At 49.6% G+C, this 18216-nt stretch carries 17 protein-coding genes; 9 read left to right on the forward strand and 8 right to left on the reverse strand.

The window, feature by feature from the left end; genetic code table 11:
* Window positions 1-45: 45 nt before the first annotated feature.
* Both CBP31_RS02315 and CBP31_RS02320 read right to left on the reverse strand, forming a co-directional pair.
* Window positions 46-1464, reverse strand: a complete 1419-nt coding sequence (locus tag CBP31_RS02315; protein WP_087034692.1) for an aminotransferase-like domain-containing protein — start codon at window positions 1462-1464, stop codon at window positions 46-48.
* Window positions 1461-2036 carry an acyl-CoA thioesterase gene (locus tag CBP31_RS02320; RefSeq protein WP_087034693.1) on the reverse strand — a complete coding sequence of 192 codons (576 nt, stop codon included), beginning with the start codon at window positions 2034-2036 and terminating at the stop codon, window positions 1461-1463. The genes CBP31_RS02315 and CBP31_RS02320 overlap by 4 nt, the downstream gene beginning before the upstream one ends.
* Window positions 2037-2483: 447 nt before the next feature.
* On the opposite strand from CBP31_RS02320, the gene CBP31_RS02325 reads away from it, so the two are divergent.
* The 6 genes from CBP31_RS02325 to CBP31_RS02350 all read left to right on the forward strand — a co-directional run bounded on the left by CBP31_RS02325 (window position 2484) and on the right by CBP31_RS02350 (window position 7422).
* Window positions 2484-3230, forward strand: coding sequence for a hypothetical protein (locus tag CBP31_RS02325; RefSeq protein WP_087034694.1), 747 nt, complete (start codon window positions 2484-2486; stop codon window positions 3228-3230).
* Window positions 3231-3441: 211 nt separating this feature from the next.
* Window positions 3442-3723, forward strand: a complete 282-nt coding sequence (locus tag CBP31_RS02330; protein WP_087034695.1) for a hypothetical protein — start codon at window positions 3442-3444, stop codon at window positions 3721-3723.
* A gap of 191 nt (window positions 3724-3914) precedes the next feature.
* Entirely contained in the window at window positions 3915-5054 is a 1140-nt protein-coding gene (locus CBP31_RS02335; protein WP_087034696.1) for an AI-2E family transporter, read from the forward strand.
* A gap of 120 nt (window positions 5055-5174) precedes the next feature.
* Complete coding sequence (locus CBP31_RS02340) at window positions 5175-5441, forward strand: DksA/TraR family C4-type zinc finger protein (RefSeq protein ID WP_087034697.1); 267 nt, start codon at window positions 5175-5177, stop codon at window positions 5439-5441.
* 203 nt (window positions 5442-5644) lie between these two features.
* On the forward strand, window positions 5645-7030 hold the full coding sequence (locus CBP31_RS02345; protein WP_087034698.1) for a DEAD/DEAH box helicase: 1386 nt from the start codon (window positions 5645-5647) through the stop codon (window positions 7028-7030).
* 29 nt (window positions 7031-7059) lie between these two features.
* Window positions 7060-7422, forward strand: a complete 363-nt coding sequence (locus tag CBP31_RS02350) for a hypothetical protein (protein ID WP_087034699.1) — start codon at window positions 7060-7062, stop codon at window positions 7420-7422.
* Between the two features lie 445 nt (window positions 7423-7867).
* On the opposite strand, the gene CBP31_RS02355 is transcribed toward CBP31_RS02350, so the two are convergent.
* Window positions 7868-9448: a methyl-accepting chemotaxis protein gene (locus CBP31_RS02355; protein WP_087034700.1), complete on the reverse strand. Its 1581-nt coding sequence runs from the start codon at window positions 9446-9448 to the stop codon at window positions 7868-7870.
* Between the two features lie 272 nt (window positions 9449-9720).
* Window positions 9721-10041 carry a diacylglycerol kinase gene (locus CBP31_RS02360; protein ID WP_169713009.1) on the reverse strand — a complete coding sequence of 107 codons (321 nt, stop codon included), beginning with the start codon at window positions 10039-10041 and terminating at the stop codon, window positions 9721-9723.
* A 340-nt stretch (window positions 10042-10381) separates the two neighbouring features.
* Here CBP31_RS02360 and CBP31_RS02365 point away from each other — a divergent pair, with 340 nt between their 5' ends.
* Window positions 10382-12229 (forward strand): phosphoethanolamine transferase, encoded by a 1848-nt coding sequence (locus CBP31_RS02365; protein WP_087034702.1) that lies wholly within the window; start codon window positions 10382-10384, stop codon window positions 12227-12229.
* Here the strand turns inward: CBP31_RS02365 and CBP31_RS02370 are convergent.
* From CBP31_RS02370 to CBP31_RS02385, 4 genes are all read right to left on the reverse strand, one after another.
* Window positions 12175-13542 (reverse strand): sensor histidine kinase, encoded by a 1368-nt coding sequence (locus tag CBP31_RS02370; protein WP_087034703.1) that lies wholly within the window; start codon window positions 13540-13542, stop codon window positions 12175-12177. The genes CBP31_RS02365 and CBP31_RS02370 overlap by 55 nt on opposite strands.
* A gap of 4 nt (window positions 13543-13546) precedes the next feature.
* Window positions 13547-14245, reverse strand: coding sequence for a response regulator transcription factor (locus CBP31_RS02375; RefSeq protein WP_087034704.1), 699 nt, complete (start codon window positions 14243-14245; stop codon window positions 13547-13549).
* 9 nt (window positions 14246-14254) lie between these two features.
* Entirely contained in the window at window positions 14255-14992 is a 738-nt protein-coding gene (lpxH, locus tag CBP31_RS02380) for a UDP-2,3-diacylglucosamine diphosphatase (protein ID WP_087034705.1), read from the reverse strand.
* A gap of 181 nt (window positions 14993-15173) precedes the next feature.
* A complete protein-coding gene (locus CBP31_RS02385) occupies window positions 15174-15671 on the reverse strand; it encodes a peptidylprolyl isomerase (protein WP_087034706.1) in 498 nt (165 codons plus the stop codon).
* A gap of 160 nt (window positions 15672-15831) precedes the next feature.
* Here CBP31_RS02385 and cysS point away from each other — a divergent pair, with 160 nt between their 5' ends.
* Window positions 15832-17211, forward strand: a complete 1380-nt coding sequence (gene cysS, locus CBP31_RS02390) for a cysteine--tRNA ligase (protein WP_087034707.1) — start codon at window positions 15832-15834, stop codon at window positions 17209-17211.
* A 141-nt stretch (window positions 17212-17352) separates the two neighbouring features.
* Window positions 17353-17559: a hypothetical protein gene (locus CBP31_RS02395; RefSeq protein ID WP_087034708.1), complete on the forward strand. Its 207-nt coding sequence runs from the start codon at window positions 17353-17355 to the stop codon at window positions 17557-17559.
* Window positions 17560-18216: the final 657 nt, after the last annotated feature.

Consider the following 18216-nt stretch of genomic DNA (forward strand, 5'->3'; position numbering starts at 1 on the left):
AGAAACTATAACAGTATGGCCCTCTGAACGCTCAAGCTTGATTGCTCAAACTAGCGCTAGTTGTCCGTCAATCAGCGTCGCCAACTGTTTAATGGCTGCTTCACTAACAGTATTCCAAGGCAGTGAGACATTGAGCCGAAAACAGTGCCGATATTGCTCGCCGGCGGCAAACATGCGCCCAGGCGCGATAGTGATACCCGCCTTCAGCGCCCGCCAATACAGCTCGGTCGCGCAACAGTCTGTCGGCAGCTCCAACCACAAAAAATAGCTGCCTTCGGCATAATGCACTCGCACCACATCGGGAAATTCCCGCTTGATAGCCCGATAAAAAATATGTTTGCGCTGCTCTAGGGTCCGGCGCAGAGTATGCAGATGCTTGTCGTAATGATGCGCAGACAGATAATCAGCCAGCGCCAATTGCATGGGCGTACTGGTCGACAAGGTGCTCATCAACTGCAACCGTTGAATAGCCTGCGCTTGTTGCCCCGCCGCTACCCAACCAATGCGAAAGCCGGTGGCCAGTGTCTTGGAAAAAGAACCACAGTGCAGTACTTGGCCTGTATTATCCCACGCCTTGACAGGCAACGGCGTCACTAAACCGGCATACAGCTCACCATAGACATCATCTTCAATCAGGCTCACGCCGTGCTCGGTCAACAGAGCTAGCAGTTGCTGTTTGTGCGCCGTTGACATGCTGGCGCCCAACGGGTTCTGGCAATGACTCATCAGCCAGCAGGCCTTGATGGGATATTGCTGTAATGCTTGAGCCAGCGCATCTAAGTCCATGCCGCGCTGTGGATCCGTCGCCACCGCCACTGTTTTTAGATGGTGGCGCTCTATCGCTTGCAGCGCACCGTAAAAAGCCGGTGACTCCACTACTACCCAGTCACCGGGTTGGGTTAGCGCTTGCAGACTAAGATTAAGCGCCTCCAGTGCGCCAGAGGTGATCACGATTTCATCAGGCGAAATCTCCATGCCCTTAGCGGCATAACGCTGGGCAATACTGCGGCGCAAATCGGCACAGCCTGGCGGCAGACTGACGTCAGTATTGGCAGATGACAACTGGCGAGCCACGCGGATCAGGGAGCGAGACAGTTGATGTTGTGGAAACAGCGAGGGATCAGGAAAGGCAGAGCCTAGCGCCACACAATCGGAATTATTACCCGCCTGCAGTACGTTGAAGATAAAAGCGTTGATATCGACCGTTTCTGCCGGCTGAAGTGGCTGTAGTGGTAATGAGTAATGAGCCGCCTGCAAAACAGGCACGACAAAATAGCCAGATTGGGGCCGAGAGCGCACCCAACCTTGGCTTTCAAGCAACTGATAAGCGTTGAACACCGTCATTAGGCTCAGCCCAGAACGGCGTACCGTTTCACGCAGCGAGGGCAACTTGTCGCCTGCCTGCCAAACACCGCTGCTGATCTGCTCCTGAAGCTGCAGTGCCAGCTGCTCATAGCGGCTCATAACGGTAAGTGCATCACTCCCGGATAGCAGCAATTTTCGCCTTCCAGCTCGACCATGGCTTGGCCAATCTTGAGTGCTGCGCCAATATCGTCAATCTCTTGCTGGTGGGCGCGACGTAATTTTTTACGTAACTTACCCATCACAAAACGGCGAATTTCATCTTCATCTTCCAATAACAGCCCCGCAACCTTAACCGGTTTACGGGTTTCTTCATTCAAGGCCACCATAGTGAAATAAGAGGTATTGGTATGCTTTACCGTACCTTCACGAAAGTTTTCTGATTCAACTTTAATGCCCACTTCCATCGAGCTGCTGCCAACGTAATTGACGGAGGCGTACAACGTCAGTAAGTCGCCCACTTCTACTGGGTTCATAAAGTCAACCGAGTCCACTGAGGCCGTCACACTATAGCCTTTGCAATGGGAAGCGGCACAGGTATAGGCAATTTTATCCATTAGGCTCAAAATTACGCCGCCGTGTACCTTGCCACCAAAGTTGGCATAAGACGGCACCATCAACTCTTTGAGGATCACCTGTGAGGCTTTAACTGTTCTAAATCCCGCATCGCTCATTACTTCACCTAATCATTAGCTTAAAATACAATATGTTATGGCTACTTAAGTCGGCGCTTTGCCGGGCAACGCACCTATAATGCGTGAGCACAGCGAGCATCCTAACCCAATTACCAGTAGAAACGACTGAATATTTTGCAATTTGCGGCACAGATCAATGCTTTTTCTTAAGCCTAAGGGCGCTGAGGATTGAGACATTCAGTAAACGCGCCCTGCCACTTTATGTAAGATTTCCCTCCGTTTATCCGCTGAACTGACTTGAAAATATTTCAGGTGTTTATTGGCGATAAAGGTATTCTTGGTTCACTCTTAAACCGTTCGCGGTGCACTTAAGGTGCGCAGAACTGTATACATGAGCACTAGTGTCAGTAAGGCACCAGTAGTTCCCTACATCCATAATAGATCTCCAATTTTGTGTTGTTTTGTGTACCTTGAGGAGCAGACACCATGAAAACCGTTAACAGCCATAAACCACTTTTACTCTCCGCCATCATCACCGCACTGACTATGTCTTACGCTAACATCAGCATAGCGGCAGATACCGATCCTAAAGAACATGTCTGGCAAGATCGTATGGGGCTAGAAAACTACGATCGGCAAAGGGACGCTTTAGAAAAAGATTTAACGGGTTCAGATACGGTCGAACAGTTGCGCAGCCGATTACAAAAGGCCGGCTATCGTCTCACCGCCATCAACCAAGAGTCTGACAGCGACATCGAATATGAAGTGGTTAAAGGCGATCATACGTTTGAAGTGAAGTCTGAAGTCTCCGACGGCAAGCTAAAAGATCTAGCAGTAACCAATAACATCTGGCGGGCGGACACCACCAAGCGCGCCTTAAAAGATGCGGATTACGATGCCAGTGATGTGACTTACGATAAAGAAAATCCTGGCCGTTACAGCGATGCGCAGTTCGCTGACACCTGGGCACAAGAAAAAGACGCGTTGGCGGCAGCCATGCCAGCGGGTAAAAAGTTTGACGACTATAAAAAGATACTCGAAGACAAGGGGTATCAAATCACCTCTATTAATGATGCAGACGACGATGAGGTAGAGTTTGAAATCGTTAAAGGCGATCACAGCTTTGAAGTTAATCTTGAGCGTGATGATGACACTAAGGTAGTGGAGGAAGTCGAGATCAGTAACAATATTTGGCACTCAGAGGAAACTGAAAAAGCCCTTGGGGAAGATTAATCTAAGATTGAATAACTTCCGACCAGCGGCGCCTACAGAGGCGCCGTTTTTATGCCTCTCAATTTTCACTTTACTGTCCCACGCTACATAAGTCGGTCTTTGGTCTACATAAATTAAGCCTCTTGCCTTAGCTCCATGCTTAGCGTCCAATGGTTAAATGCTTAAGCTCCACTCTTCAAGCCTAAACTTTCTAAACAATAAAGGACCCGACATGCACATAGACAAAGCAAAAAAACGCATCGCCAAACAGGTTAAAAAAGGCTTTAAAGGCTACCCACAAATTACCTTGGAGTATTTTGGTGCCAGTGCCGATTGTGCGACCGAAGTAGCAATCCGCTTTACTCAAGAGCTGGGCGCCGCAGAGCAAGAACAACGCTTTGCCAGCCAAGCAGATGTGCGAGAAGACGAAGTAATCCAATCGGCATTAGTTAAAATTATCGAACGCGCGGATGCCAGCTCGGTGATGGAAATTGAAGGCGTGTCGCCGCTCTAGCTTGAGCTTGATTTAGATAAAGCTAGGGCCGGTCTAAGAACTCAATCGCCAAGTAGCGCTAGCAAGTAGTAATCAATGCGCCATCGATAATAATAATTACGTCATAATCGCTCGCCTTAGGGCGTGAGTGCTGAGCAAAGATTGATAAGCAGGGTTACACTGATAACACTTTCTCAGCGGATGGAACCTTTATGATAGAACCGCAGGACGCCGAATTTAGCCGTCGTAAAACCGATCAACCGCAGTTAATTGATGCCTTTAATGCGAGCAACGCCTCACTTATTATTTTGGCTACGTTAGCGAGCATCTTTTTTATCGATTGGGCACAAGCCGTCCTCTTGCCCTTGATAGTAGCGGTGTTTATTAGCTATGCGCTGGACCCGCTGCTCTCTCCCTTTGATAAGCTCAACATTCCGCGTCCGCTCAGTGCCGCCGTGGTGGTGGCTCTACTGCTAACGCTCATCGTTAGCGCCAGCATTCCGCTGCAACGCGAAGCCGTGGCCATGCTCGATAAAATCCCCATCGCGATTAGCAAGCTGCAAAAAACCGCGGCTCGCGCCCCCGTTAAAGAAGCCAGCATCATAGAAAAGGCTCAAGAAGCAGCCAAGAAAATTGAAGATAGCACCAGCGAGAAAAAAGTTCGCACCCCAGGTGTAACTTCAGTGCGCATCGTCGAAAAACCTTTTAACGTGCAAGCTTATATTATGGATGGCGCCTCGGCGGCGCTGGTCATGATTTCACAAGCCTTTTCCGTACTGTTGTTGGTCTATTTTTTATTAGCGGTCGGTAAGCTGTATCGGCGCAAGGTGATCCGCATTTCAGGCCCATCGTTTGAGCGGATGCGTAAAGCCGCCCATATCATGGAAGATTTTCACCATCAGGTGCGCCGGTTTTTATTTGTGATGTTATTAAGCTCGGTATTCGTGGGCGGTGTAACCTGGTTGGCGTTTTGGTTACTGGGCGTAGAACAAGCCGGCCTCTGGGGGGTAATGGCAGGCGTGGCCAGTGGTATTCCTTATCTGGGACCGTTACTCATTTTTATTGGCACCGCTATTGCCGCTTTTTTGCAATTTGGTACCTTAGACATGGCCTTTATGGTGGCGGGCACTTCTTTGGCAATAACCAGCATTCAAGGTAACTTGCTCACCCCTTGGTTAACCAGTCATTTGTCGAGCTTAAATACGGTGGCGGTGTTTGTAGGCTTACTATTCTGGGGTTGGATTTGGGGCCCAGTGGGGCTTATTATTGCCACGCCTTTGTTGATGGTTATTAAGTCACTCTGTGATCACGTAACCAACTTACGTCCGCTCGGAGAGTTACTGGGCAAGTAGCATAACGAGTGGGTCTGCAGTTGATGATGCGCCACAAACAAGGGGGAATTCTCGTGGCTAAATGTTCATCTAAAACGGTCACCTATAATAAGAACAGCTTAATGATTTAAGGAGCAGACCATGGCAGTGGGTTGGGCGAAAGATGGCGCCGTGCAAGAACAAATTGATGCCAGTGTGGCAGACGCGGTAAAAGAGGCCCGCAGTCAGCTTAAAGTAGGTGACAGCCTCAGCCACTGCGAAGAGTGTGATGCGTCTATCCCTGAAGCACGCCGCCAAGCTGTGCCCGGCGTGCGCTTATGCATCAACTGCCAAGCAGACCAAGAGAAACAGGGTCAAGATGTTAGCAACATTAACCGCCGCGCCAGTAAAGACAGCCAGTTAAGGTAAGCTTAAGCATCCGCTGCACAGGCTGAGCGGCTTCGTCCCTTCATCAAGCTACCAAACAGCCGCCTGCTATTTTAATGAAAATCCCCCACTTTCTTACTGCCACCGCGCTAAGCAATACTTGTGCGCAAAATTCTTATACAATAGCAGCCATTTTATGATGCTTTTTATCGTTAACTTTTAATCTTTCACCTTGGAGCAGCAACTTGGCGCAACACACAGAACCGTTTAAAGATCTTGGTCTGGATACCCGTCTTTTAACCGCATTGGAGCATCAAGGGCTACACACGCCTACCGAGATCCAAGACCAGGCCATTCCCGTTATTCTTAGCGGCTTTGATCTGATCGCCTCTTCTAAAACCGGTTCTGGCAAAACGCTCGCCTTCTTATTGCCGTCTTTGCACCGCTTAATGAAGACCAAAGCGCTCGGTAAACGCGACCCCAGAGCACTGATTTTGGCGCCCACCCGTGAGTTGGCCAAGCAAGTGTATGAACAGCTGCGCTCACTGACCAGTGGCACTTCATATAACATCGCTCTGTTATTGGGTGGTGAAAACTTTAACGACCAAATTAAATTGCTACGCAGACAACCGCAGTTGATCGTAGCCACGCCTGGGCGCTTAGCCAACCATTTGGATGCTCGTTCCTTGATGCTTAATGGCCTTGAGCTATTGATCATGGATGAAGCGGATCGCATGTTGGACTTAGGTTTTGCTAAAGAGCTGAATCAAATTAATGATGCCGCCGATCATCGCCGCCGTCAGACCTTGATGTTCTCGGCCACGCTGGATCACGCACAAGTGAATGAGATGGCGGATAAGCTGCTAAAAGCGCCCAAACGCATCGCGGTAGGCGCAGCCAACGCCGAGCACGTGGACATCGAAAAACGCTTTTATCTGTGTGATCACCTCGACCACAAGCAAGCGCTGTTTCAACATATTTTAAGCTCGCAACCTTATCAGCAAGCCATTATTTTTACCGCCACTCGCCCCGATACCGAGCGTTTGGCAACCTTGCTCAAAGAGCAAGGCTTGTCCACTGCGGCCCTCAGTGGCGACATGAGTCAGGCTGAGCGTAACCGCATTATGGACAGCTTTAGCCGTGGCCAATTTAAGGTGCTGATCACCACAGACGTGGCTTCACGCGGCTTGGATCTGTTGCAGGTGTCTTTGGTGGTGAACTTCGATATGCCAAAGCAGGCCGAAGAATATGTACACCGCATTGGCCGTACGGGTCGAGCCGGCGCCAAAGGTGTGGCCATGTCTTTGGTGGGCCCCAACGATTGGGACGCTTTTAAGCGTGTCGAGCGTTTCTTGCAGCAAGATATTAGCTTTATGACCTTTGAAGGGTTAGGGGGCAAATTCAAAGGTTTGCGTCCAGTAGTAGATAAATCTAAAGGTAAAGCTGCCACGCGTGGCAATGGTTACCAAGGCAAAGGCGGACCTAATGCCTACCAGCCGCCGAAAAAGAAAAAGCCAGAAAAAGCCTTTAAAGATCGTAGCGACCGCTTAGAACCTGGTACTGGCTTGGGCTCATCTGATGGTATGGCGCCACTGAAACGTAAAAAGCCCACCGATAGCACACCTGAATAACAGGCGCCATATAGGCCTAGGAGTCACTGATGAACAACAAGCACGCCTTTATGGTTTATGCGGGTGAACAAGAGCAAGGCCGCGTGTTTCATGCGCTCACCCATGCGCTACAAGCTTATGAGCGCGGTAATACCAGTGAGCTATATTTTGCAGCAGAAGGTGCCGCATGGCCGGGGTTGCTGACCAATCCCGATCATCAGCTGCACCCGTTATTTAGCAAGCTGCAAGACGTAGGCGTAATACAGGGGGCCTGTGAAAGCTGCGTGATTGCCTTTGGTCATGAACAAAGCACCGGCCAAGTGGTGCCCATGCTCAAAGGACCAGAATGCAGCTATGGTCAAATTGATATTCTAGGGTTAGAAGACGAAGGCTACCGCGTCTGGCTGTTTTAACGAACTGCTGTAACGAACAGTGCTAACTGCGATGAATAGCGCATTAGCAAACTAAACTGAAAAAGCGCCGAGCTACTTTGTCTAGCTCGGCGCTTTTTTTAGTTTTAAAACTACATACTGAGCTTATTAGCACTCTGTAAAACAAACTGTTCAGTATTATCACTCTGTGCGGTGAATAGACAATACATGATCTAAAGCCTACCAGCGCCGTCTTTTGTAGTGTGCCGCTTTAGCTGGCACTTCCGTATCAGCGGGAATATTTAAACTATCCTGCTTCGCAGGGGCGGCTTGTCGCCATGACGAATCATTTCAGCTTAATTGAATATCCAGCGAATATTCACAGTAGGCTGGAATGGTGAGTATCAATACCTAAAGCGTGGGACTACAATTTCATTGCCTATCTTTATGGCTCGCTAAACAGGCCACTTCTTTACTTAGATTGGTATTAAGCGCGAGTGCGTTTATCCCAAAATTGGCGAAACAAATCACTTAAGCCACTGGTAAGCTGCACCACGGACTGACAACGGTCTCGATTATCTTGGCCGCTTTGCACGTGATGCTGTGCCGAGTGTTGAATATTGTTGATGCTACGATTGATCTCTTCACTCACTTCCCGCTGCTGCTCGACGGCGGTCGCTATTTGAATGTTCATCTCACTGATATCTTTCACCCGCTGGCCAATATTTTCCAGTGCACTCGCCGCTTGTTCCGCATGAGTCACGCTATTGTTAGCTTGAGCACGGCTTGATGCCATCGCCGCTACCGCCTCTTGCGTACTACGCTGTAACACTGAAATGATTTTTTGGATATTGGCTGTAGACTCCTGAGTACGTCCCGCCAAATTACGAACTTCGTCGGCCACTACCGCAAAGCCGCGTCCTTGTTCGCCGGCTCGCGCCGCCTCTATGGCCGCATTAAGTGCCAGTAAATTGGTTTGATCGGCAATATCTCCTATCACCTCCAGCACCACTGAAATCTCTTTACCGTGATTATCTAATTGATGGATAACTTCAGCCGCCTGCTCAATACCCTGCTCCAAGGTATAAATAGAAGCGCTGGTTTTCTCTACCAATTGGCGTCCGGTTTCGGTGTCGGTATCTACTTGCTCGGCAGCGACAGCCGCATGCTGAGCACTGGAGGCCACCTCTTGAATACTCACCGCCATTTCATTAATTGCAGTGGCTATTTGTTCCGTCTCGGCTTGTTGGCGCTGAGTGAGGCTGTCGCTGCTGGCAAGTTCGTCACTCAGGTCGTGGGTGTGCCCGCCGAGGCGCTCGGCCACATCCGACAAGCGCCCCAATACCGCGCCCGCTTCTGCTTGCGCCATGTGCAGCGCAAACTCTATTTGCCCCAGCTCGTCTTGCCGGCCCGTATATACTTGCTGACTGCCCGGATTATCGCTATAGCGTTTCGCTTTGCGGGCTAAGCGACGCAATGGACTAAGTAACAGGGTATTTAGCAGCACAGACAATAAGCAGCCCACCACAATTACCATCAGACTTTGCGTCCAAGGTAACCCTAACCAGAGCATCTGCGCCAGCATCATCACGCCTAGTAAGCCACTATTAGCCAGCAGCAAACGTGAGCCCAAACCGACTCGCCCGCTTGCCAACGTCTTGCCTTTATTTAAATGAGCATAAACCTGCTCGGCTGCCTGTATTTGCTCTGGTGCAGCTTTGGTGCGCACCGACTGATATTCCACTATCCGCCCATCCTGCGAAATGGGCGTCACGTAGGCGTTAACCCAATAATGATCGCCATTTTTGCAGCGGTTTTTAACCACTCCCATCCAAGAATGCCCAGCTTTCAAGCTGGTCCACATATGTTTGTATATCGCGCTTGGCATATCGGGATGACGAATTATATTGTGGGGCTGTTGCAGTAACTCATGTTTCTGGTAGCCACTTAATTCCACAAATACTTCATTCATATACGTAATATGGCTACTGGGAGAGGTCGTCGATAGTATATTCACACCGTCAGCTAGCTCTATGTTACGGCCACTCGTACGATTATTACTGTTCATTAATATTTCCCTTGTGATGGTGCTATCTCTATTCCCTATTCTTAGAGAGACATTCCGTGAGCAATTTTTTAACTAGCAATTAGCTACTATAAAAGATGACGATGTGACGAAAAAACATGGTACACCATAATCTTATCGCAGATAAAACACACACGTAATAATTGTTATTAACCAAAACAATGATTTACATCAATGATAATCAAGAATAAAAAACCCAGCTAGGCTGGGCTTAAATGAATATTGTTATTATTTCTGCTTTAAGTATTTAATGACTAACGTGTGGAAAAATAATCCCAGCCAACTAGCCCCCAAGTAATGAGCACTAACAATAAGGCGAGCAGCACGGCGGCCGAGCCGATGTCTTTGGCACGACCCGACAGTTCATGATATTCAGGACCAATACGATCCACCACGGCTTCGAGCGCAGAATTAAATAACTCAACAATCAGCACTAGCATTAAGCTGCTGATCAACAGTATTTTGGCTATTAGGCTCACCGGCCACAATAAGGCCACGGGTAGCAAGATGATAACCAGCCAGCATTCTTGGCGAAACGCCGCCTCATGCCGATACGCCGCTTTTAGGCCCTGCATCGAATAACCACTGGCGGCGATGATGCGCGCCAACCCTGTTTTTCCTGGTTTCACTGTTATTTCCTAATGTTATCGCCGTGCGTTGAATGGTGTTATCTGTATGCAATCTAATAACCGCGAATTATATGTCAAAACGGCGGCGAGCTGCCAGCCGACCCTGTTCTACCTTGCCTATAACTAAACATAATTTAGACCAGCTAAAGTGCTGTGTTCGCATGACACCTTAGGGTTATGAAAGTGAAAAAAAGGTCGAAAGCTGTGTTAGCCATTTGACCTTTTTTTCACTTCTCAGGGCATAGCATGGAGATAGTGTTCACCTTATCTCTGAATGGAGCCTGTTATGGCCTTATCTGCTCACCCTCCTCGCCCTGCGGTTAATTCGGCGGTTAGCGCTACGGTTAACCACGGCTCGGCACAAACTCCGGGGGCGGCGACCTTAGTGAATAACCAAAAGTTTTCACTGACGCCAACGCGCTTGGTGTTTTTAGCCGCTTGTTATTTCTTTGTGGTGCTAAATTTAGCCTTACTGGCCAAGTTAGTCGGAATTTTAGAGGGCTTAAGTGACTTCAAGGTCGGTTTTATGCTGACCATACCGGTGTTTTTCATTGCTTGCTTTACCATCATCTTTAGCCTGCTCACGCCCTTTCGCTTAGAGAAATGGGTGCTGGTGCCTTTTATTATACTGTCGGCATTGCTCAACTATGTGATGTTTCATTACGGCACCATAGTCGACCGCGACATGATAGTGAACGTGTTGGAAACCAATGCCGGCGAGGCCAAATCCTACCTCAACGCCAGCGCCCTGCTGTGGTTTGTTTTCACCGGTCTGCTGCCTGCAGTGCTACTGTTGAAACTATCCATACGCCGCAGTACTGTGTGGCGCGAGCTCGGCATGAAGCTGGTGTCTGTGGTGCTCTCTGTCTTGGTGATACTGCTGATCGCAGTTTTTTACTACAAAGACTATGCCTCTGTGGGGCGCAATAATCATTACCTCAACAAGATGATCATTCCCACCCACTTTGCCCACAGCCTGTATAAGTATTTGGACGACAGCTACTTTACTACGCCTGAGCCCTATCAGACCTTGGGTGAAGACGCCGCCTTACTCACGCAGGCTAAAACGGGCCGTAAACAGGTGATGGTGATGATGGTGGGAGAAACCGCACGCGCCGCCAACTTTCAACTCGGTGGCTATGAGCGTGACACTAATGCCTTTACTCAAGCCTTAACTAACGCCCACTCTGATGCTAAAAGTGGCGCTAACACTAACATGCCAAGCGTCACGTATTTTCAGGATGTAACTTCTTGTGGCACCGCGACTGCGGTATCCGTGCCTTGCATGTTTTCACACCAATCTCGAACAGACTTTTCCGATACTCAAGCCGCCAACCAAGACAATTTAATGGACATAGTGGCGCGTGCTGGCATTAAGACGGTGTGGTTAGAAAATGACGGCGGCTGTAAAGGGGCCTGTGCGCGGACCGAGACCATAGCGTTTGAGCCCAATGCCACAAATCCGGTGTGTGATGGGGATTATTGCCAAGACCAAGTACTGCTAGAAGGCTTAAGCGAGCAGCTAAAAAACATTACCGCTGCCTCTAATCAGACAGACCTTATTCAAGCAGAACGGTACCTAATAGTGCTGCATATGGTGGGCAGCCATGGCCCAACTTACTACAAGCGCTACCCTCAGGAATTTGCGCATTTTCAGCCGGATTGTCAGCGCAGCGATATTCAAAACTGTGATGCGCGCCAGCTCAATAATACCTATGACAATACTATCTATTATACCGATTACATTATCAGCCAGGTGATTAAGCAGTTACAAGAGCGTGACGACTTAGATACCGGTTTACTGTATGTGTCGGATCACGGCGAGTCGTTAGGTGAATCTGGCTTATATCTGCACGGTATGCCCTATGCGCTGGCACCCAAGGAGCAAACCCAAGTGCCCATGTTGACCTGGTTTTCTGAAGGCTTTGCGGCCAATAAACAACTGGATGAAGGCTGTTTAGCTGCCCGAGCCAAGGAAAATGAATATTCCCACGACAACCTGTTCGACTCCATGCTGGGGCTGCTCGATGTATCAACTGCGATTTACCGACCTCAGCTTGATATCTTCAGCAGCTGTCGTCAGCAGCCGTCGTCACATAAGTCCGTGTTGTTAACCTCGTCCGCGACAAAATAAACAGTCACCTGAGTGCCATTAGTCGCCTTAGTACCGAGAGTTGATTGAGTAGCGTTAGTTGATTGAGTAGCGTTAGTTGACTGAGTCGTAGCATCGGTGGCGGGCGGTGTCGATATCTGTAGCCGCCAGCCTTGGTGCTGACAAATACGCTCTACTATGGCCAATCCCAAACCAAATCCTTGGGGGTTGGCCACACTCACGCCTCGCTCATGCACTTTAGCTTGTAGCTCGGCGCTAATGCCGCTGCCGGTATCAGACACCCGTAAATAATTCGCCGTCACCTCAATTTTAATGCCGCCAGTTGCCGTGTGCTGTATGGCATTACGCAACAAGTTATTCAGCACCGCCACCATCATGCTGGCCGGCAAGGCTGGCACCTGTCCAATCACAGCTAAGCTCAGTTTCAGCCCACGGCTGTCCGCCAGCGGCTGCCAATGGGCCAATTGGGCTTTAGCCAGCTCGGCCAAGGGACTAAGTTCGTTATTGCCCGCCTGTGAGTCCGGAGTACGCGACAGCTGTAAAAACAGCTCTGTTTGCTGCTGCATTTGACCAAGTGCGCCGTCGATACGCTGCAGTTGTCGCGCCACCGGCGGCGCTGGCTCACTGACCGCCAGCATATCCAAGGCGCCGCGGATCACCATCATACAAGTACGTAACTCATGACTGGCATTAGCAGAAAACTGCTGCTCTCTGAGCAATAACTCATTCACGCGCAGCACATAACGGTCAAAGGTGCGCGCTAACTGACCAGTTTCATCGTTGGGATAATGATGGGTTAGCTGACTACCGGGCTGCTCCGGCAAATGTGCCACCTCTTGGGCCAAGGTAGCCACGGGTTTAAGTATTTGTTGGCTTAAGCGCCGAGAAAATAAAAAACCTAAGCCCCATATCAACAGCACACTTAGCCCAATGCCGGTAAACATCAACTGTTCATAGCGTTCAAACTCGCTCTGATCTTGGACTAACACATGGACCCAGCCCGCTTCGTGGCGCACAAATAAGTTATAGGCTTTGTCGCCGAGCAAGACTTCATGACCGCCGGGTGGATAGCCACGAAAGGCGTCCGGCAATAGGTGTTGGTCGTTTTTGGGCAACTTGTAGTAGGTGGTGTCGGTCATGGGCAGCACCAAAGGCTGGCTCACCGTTTGCTGATTGTGCACATGATCCGTGAGATCACTTTGTAAATGGTTATAAAACAAGGTGTTTTCAAACCAGTACACCAGCATTATCATGCCCGCCGCCGCCAGCAGGCTAATGACCACTATCACTAAGTTAAGCGCCAATTGCAGCCGGGTTCTAATGGTCAGGCGCATGGGTCTATTTCCCTATTTGATCATTATTGGCCTGCTTATTGGCGGCCAGCCGATAGCCCTGCCCGTGCACGGTGTGTAGCAAAGCCTCGTTAAAGGGTTTATCCAGCTGATTGCGCAGTAAATAAATGTGCGCCTTAAGGCCATCGCTGTCCGGTGGGTCATCAGACCATAATTGATCGATTAGGGTCTCACGACTCACCACATTCGGTGCGTGACGCATTAAGATCTCAAGCAGTTTTAGGCATTTGGGGTTGAGATTCAGCAACTGTTGCGCACGGCAAGCTTGGCGCAAATCCAAGTCAAGCGTGACATCGCAAACCTTGAGTACCCGAGCCTGCTGTTTTTGAGAGCGTTTCAGCACCGCTTGAATGCGTGACCATAACTCGGGCAAAGCAAAGGGCTTCACCAAATAATCATCGGCCCCTACTTCAAAACCGCTGAGCTTATCTTGCAAGGTATCACGGGCGGTGAGCATCACTATGGGCAGCGGATTTTGCTCGGCGCGTAATTGTGCACACAAGGCTAAACCATCTAACCCGGGTAAGGACAAGTCCAGCACCAGCAAGTCATATTCGTGGCGGCGAGTCTGCAGCAGTGCAGCTTGCCCGTTATAGAGCGCATCCACCACCGCACCTTTTAAGGTCAGGTAATCCACGATATTCACCAGAATATCCGGATTATCTTCCACCACTAATATCCGCATCTTGGCTCCTTACGCTTGTGGCAAGGCGCGGTTTTGTAGCTCAACACCTTGCGCGCTTACCACCAAGACACTGCCTTGAGTGTACCAGTCACCGAGCACGATGCGCCGTGCCGATTCATTGTTAACCGACAAGTGATGAATAGCGGGTCTGTGGGTGTGGCCGTGGATCAGGGTCTGCACCTTATAGCGCAGCATTTGCCGCTCCACTTCGCTTTGGTTCACGTCCATCACCTGCATCACCTTGCCCTCTTTAGCGGCGGTACTTTTGCTGCGAATACCATCGGCAATGCCGAGCCGGTAGCTCAACGGTAAGCGTAAGAACAGCCATTGCAACCACCCCCAGCGAGTCACGCGACGATAGCGCTGATAGCCCGCATCATCGATACACAAGGTATCACCGTGCATCACCAGCGTCGGCTCTCCGTATAGGTCGATGACTTTGTGCTCGGGCAATAAACTCATGCCGGCGGCGCGGGCAAAGCGTCGCCCCACCATAAAATCACGATTGCCGTGAATAAAATACACGGGCGTACCCTGCTGGCTACAAGCCAAAAAGGCCGCCGCCACCTCGCCATTAAGCGCACTGACTTCATCATCGCCGATGGAGAACTCAAATAGGTCACCCAGCACATACAAGGCATCCGCGTCTTTCGCGTCCTCACGCATAAAGCGTAAAAACGCCGCCGTCATGTCTGGGCGATCGGCGCTCAAGTGCAAGTCGGCAATAAAAAGCGTGGTGTGTTTCACTAATGGCTCTTCTTAATAAAAATGGCTAACGCCCATTAACTTAACGCTTAGCAACTGACGTAACTTAAACATCAATATTAAGGGTTAAGATAATGAGGCTAAAAAATGGCAGCCTAAGCTGCCATTGTGGGTGCGCTGCGGATATTGATTGAATTTCAACCAATCCTGTAAAGCGTACGGCTTACTCGCTAACGGTTACACCAGTGATCAGTACATCTTCTACTGGTACGTCTTGATGCACATGACCGCGATTACCGGTAGCCACACCTTTAATAGCATTGACCACGTCCATGCCTTCAACCACTTCAGCAAACACGCAGTAACCGTAGCCTTGGTTAGTGGCTGATTTGAAGTTTAAGAAGTCGTTGTCGCCCACGTTAATAAAAAACTGCGCAGAAGCCGAATGTGGCTCTGAAGTACGCGCCATGGCCACGGTACCAATCTTGTTCGATAAGCCGTTGTCGGCTTCGTTCTTCACTGAGGCACGAGTGGATTTTTCTTTAAAGTCAGCGTCAAAACCGCCGCCTTGGATCATAAAGCCGTCAATAACACGGTGGAACAGCACGCCGTCATAATGACCATCGCGGCAATATTGTAAGAAGTTTGCTACGGTTTCAGGAGCTTTGTCGGCAAACATGTTCAAAGTGATGTCGCCATGGTTGGTGTGCAATGTGACCATAATCAGATTCCAATATCAGATGAAAGAGTGTCAATGCTCGATTTTAGCGCATACAGGCCCGATAGCGAACCCCCAACACGCGCAAGACTTGCACCTGTTAGCCATTAAAGGTTCAATAGTGGTGCTTTTATCCCTAATACCCTCACCAAGATGTGGAATCATGCTGAAAATCTACAATACCCTGACCCGACAAAAAGAAGAATTTATCCCTTTAATTCCCGGCAAGGTCGGCATGTATGTCTGTGGTGTCACCATTTATGACTTATGTCATATTGGCCATGGCCGCACCTTTGTCGCCTTCGATGTGGTGACCCGTTATTTGCGCTACCTCGGTTATGATCTGACCTATGTACGCAACATCACCGACATTGACGATAAAATCATTAAGCGTGCCGCCGAAAATGGTGAAAGCTGTGACGCGTTAACCGAGCGCCTCACCGCTGACATGCATCAAGACTTTGACTCCTTAAAACTGGCGCGCCCAAATATAGAGCCAAAAGCCACCCAGCATATCCCAGAAATTATTAGCATGGTGCAGCAGTTGTTGGCAGACGACCATGCCTATGTGGCCGACAGCGGCGATGTGTTGTTTGCAGTCAATAGCTTTGCGGATTACGGCAAACTCTCCGGCCAAAATCTCGAGCAACTGCAAGCCGGTGCACGGGTTGAAGTAGAGCACACTAAGCGCAACCCGCTCGACTTCGTATTATGGAAGCAATCTAAGCCCGGTGAACCGAGCTGGGAATCGCCGTGGGGCTTAGGCCGCCCGGGTTGGCACATCGAGTGCTCAGCCATGAACGGTAAGCATTTAGGCAAGCACTTCGATATTCACGGCGGCGGCTCGGATTTACAGTTTCCCCATCATGAAAACGAAATTGCCCAAAGCTGCTGCGCCAATCACACACCTTATGTGAATACCTGGATGCACTCTGGCATGGTCATGGTCGACCAAGAAAAGATGTCTAAATCACTTGGCAACTTTTTCACCATTCGCGATGTATTGCAGCATTACGACGGCGAAACCGTGCGCTACTTCTTGTTGTCTGGCCATTATCGCAGCCAGCTGAACTATTCAGATGACAATTTGAACAAAGCCCACAGTGCGTTAGAACGCTTTTATACGGCGCTGCGTGACCTGCCCGAAGTTGCACCCAGTGGCGGCGAGGAATTTGTGGCGCGCTTTAACGCCGCCATGAATGATGACTTTAATACACCCGAGGCCTACTCGGCGCTGTTTGATTTAGCGCGCGAGATCAACCGCTTAAAAGGCAAAGACGACACGGCAGCTGCAGGCCTTGGCGCCTTGCTACGAAAGCTCGGCGGGGTGCTGGGTTTATTGGACCAAGACCCCGAGACCTTCTTGCGCGGCACTGCCGGTGCGGATGATGAGGTGGCTGAAATAGAACGTTTGATTCAAGCCCGATTAGATGCCCGCACCAACAAAGACTGGGCAGCGGCAGATGCGGCCCGCGATAGCCTCACCAACATGGGCATAGTGCTAGAAGATGGCGCAGCCGGCACCCGCTGGCGTCGAAAGTAAGCGCTGCCGCCGTACTCAATATTGTAAAAATAATTCAGGGCGCCATAATTGGCGCCTTACTTTTTGATTGCTCTGGGTTGCTCACCCTCATAGCCATCACTGATAAACTTACCAATAACTTCACTCACCAGGAGTTCTGCTATGCGCATGTTCACCACCAGCTTAATACTCACGGCCCTACTCGGCCTCACCGCCTGTGAGCCTTCAGGACCGTCTGCCGATATTGGCGATAACATAAACCAAGTTACCGAAGAGTCGCTGGTAAACGAGCCCGCTACTACTGTGGATGCCCCCCCGTTCAACCAGAAATCCGCGCCACCAATGAGCAAGCGCCAGAGCCTGCTGTGATTGAAGAGCAAAAAGCAGCACTCGAGCATGCTAACCAAGTAGCCTCGGAAGAAGCAGAAGAGCGATTGAACGAAATATTAGAAGAAGCGCTCGTTGAGCCATAATACTCAGCAAAGTCTTGCCAAGCTGTGCCCTAAGTGGCAGTCAGCTTTATGTAACGGCAGTTATTAGATACATACATCAACACCATCAGCGACTGCCTGCGCAGTCTCTGTTAGGGTCTATTGACCTTTCGCGGTTAAATTTTGTTCGAGTTAAACGCGTTTTTATCGCGGCGAGCGGGTTGTAGCTTAGTCGTTCTAAGCAAAACCCCGCTCAACAAAGAGAAAAACGCGTTTAGCCGAACCCGCAGGGCAGCGCTTGTGGTGCCTTTCTACTGCGTTAGCACTTATTTATGGAGAATAACTACATGGCATAAGCACTGCCTTGTATAAAGACTCCACAAACTGCTGCAAAAATCATATCGAAAGGTCAACAGACCCTAGTAATGCAGCTCATAAAAATTAACCGCTCCGAGGTATCTGAGTTTTTATCTAGCCTTAGGTTTTTATGCGACTTAAGACAGAGTCTGACCGATTAAGCAGTTACTTTTAGCGTTTTATTACGACAACCTTGTTCGCAACTAATACTTAGTGATTGATATGCATAAGTTTTTAT

It is taken from the genome of Oceanisphaera profunda, from assembly GCF_002157895.1.
In the GTDB taxonomy this organism is placed as follows: Bacteria; Pseudomonadota; Gammaproteobacteria; order Enterobacterales; family Aeromonadaceae; genus Oceanimonas; species Oceanimonas profunda.

Excerpts from the sequence above, each read along its gene's own strand:
- CBP31_RS02315 (WP_087034692.1), bottom strand. The coding sequence starts at position 1,464 with ATGAGCCGCTATGAGCAGCTGGCACTGCAGCTTCAGGAGCAGATCAGC.
- CBP31_RS02320 (WP_087034693.1), bottom strand. The coding sequence starts at position 2,036 with ATGAGCGATGCGGGATTTAGAACAGTTAAAGCCTCACAGGTGATCCTC.
- CBP31_RS02325 (WP_087034694.1), top strand. The coding sequence starts at position 2,484 with ATGAAAACCGTTAACAGCCATAAACCACTTTTACTCTCCGCCATCATC.
- CBP31_RS02330 (WP_087034695.1), top strand. The coding sequence starts at position 3,442 with ATGCACATAGACAAAGCAAAAAAACGCATCGCCAAACAGGTTAAAAAA.
- CBP31_RS02335 (WP_087034696.1), top strand. The coding sequence starts at position 3,915 with ATGATAGAACCGCAGGACGCCGAATTTAGCCGTCGTAAAACCGATCAA.
- CBP31_RS02340 (WP_087034697.1), top strand. The coding sequence starts at position 5,175 with ATGGCAGTGGGTTGGGCGAAAGATGGCGCCGTGCAAGAACAAATTGAT.
- CBP31_RS02350 (WP_087034699.1), top strand. The coding sequence starts at position 7,060 with ATGAACAACAAGCACGCCTTTATGGTTTATGCGGGTGAACAAGAGCAA.
- CBP31_RS02355 (WP_087034700.1), bottom strand. The coding sequence starts at position 9,448 with ATGAACAGTAATAATCGTACGAGTGGCCGTAACATAGAGCTAGCTGAC.
- CBP31_RS02360 (WP_169713009.1), bottom strand. The coding sequence starts at position 10,041 with ATGCAGGGCCTAAAAGCGGCGTATCGGCATGAGGCGGCGTTTCGCCAA.
- CBP31_RS02365 (WP_087034702.1), top strand. The coding sequence starts at position 10,382 with ATGGCCTTATCTGCTCACCCTCCTCGCCCTGCGGTTAATTCGGCGGTT.
- CBP31_RS02370 (WP_087034703.1), bottom strand. The coding sequence starts at position 13,542 with ATGCGCCTGACCATTAGAACCCGGCTGCAATTGGCGCTTAACTTAGTG.
- CBP31_RS02375 (WP_087034704.1), bottom strand. The coding sequence starts at position 14,245 with ATGCGGATATTAGTGGTGGAAGATAATCCGGATATTCTGGTGAATATC.
- CBP31_RS02385 (WP_087034706.1), bottom strand. The coding sequence starts at position 15,671 with ATGGTCACATTGCACACCAACCATGGCGACATCACTTTGAACATGTTT.
- cysS (WP_087034707.1), top strand. The coding sequence starts at position 15,832 with ATGCTGAAAATCTACAATACCCTGACCCGACAAAAAGAAGAATTTATC.
- CBP31_RS02395 (WP_087034708.1), top strand. The coding sequence starts at position 17,353 with ATGCGCATGTTCACCACCAGCTTAATACTCACGGCCCTACTCGGCCTC.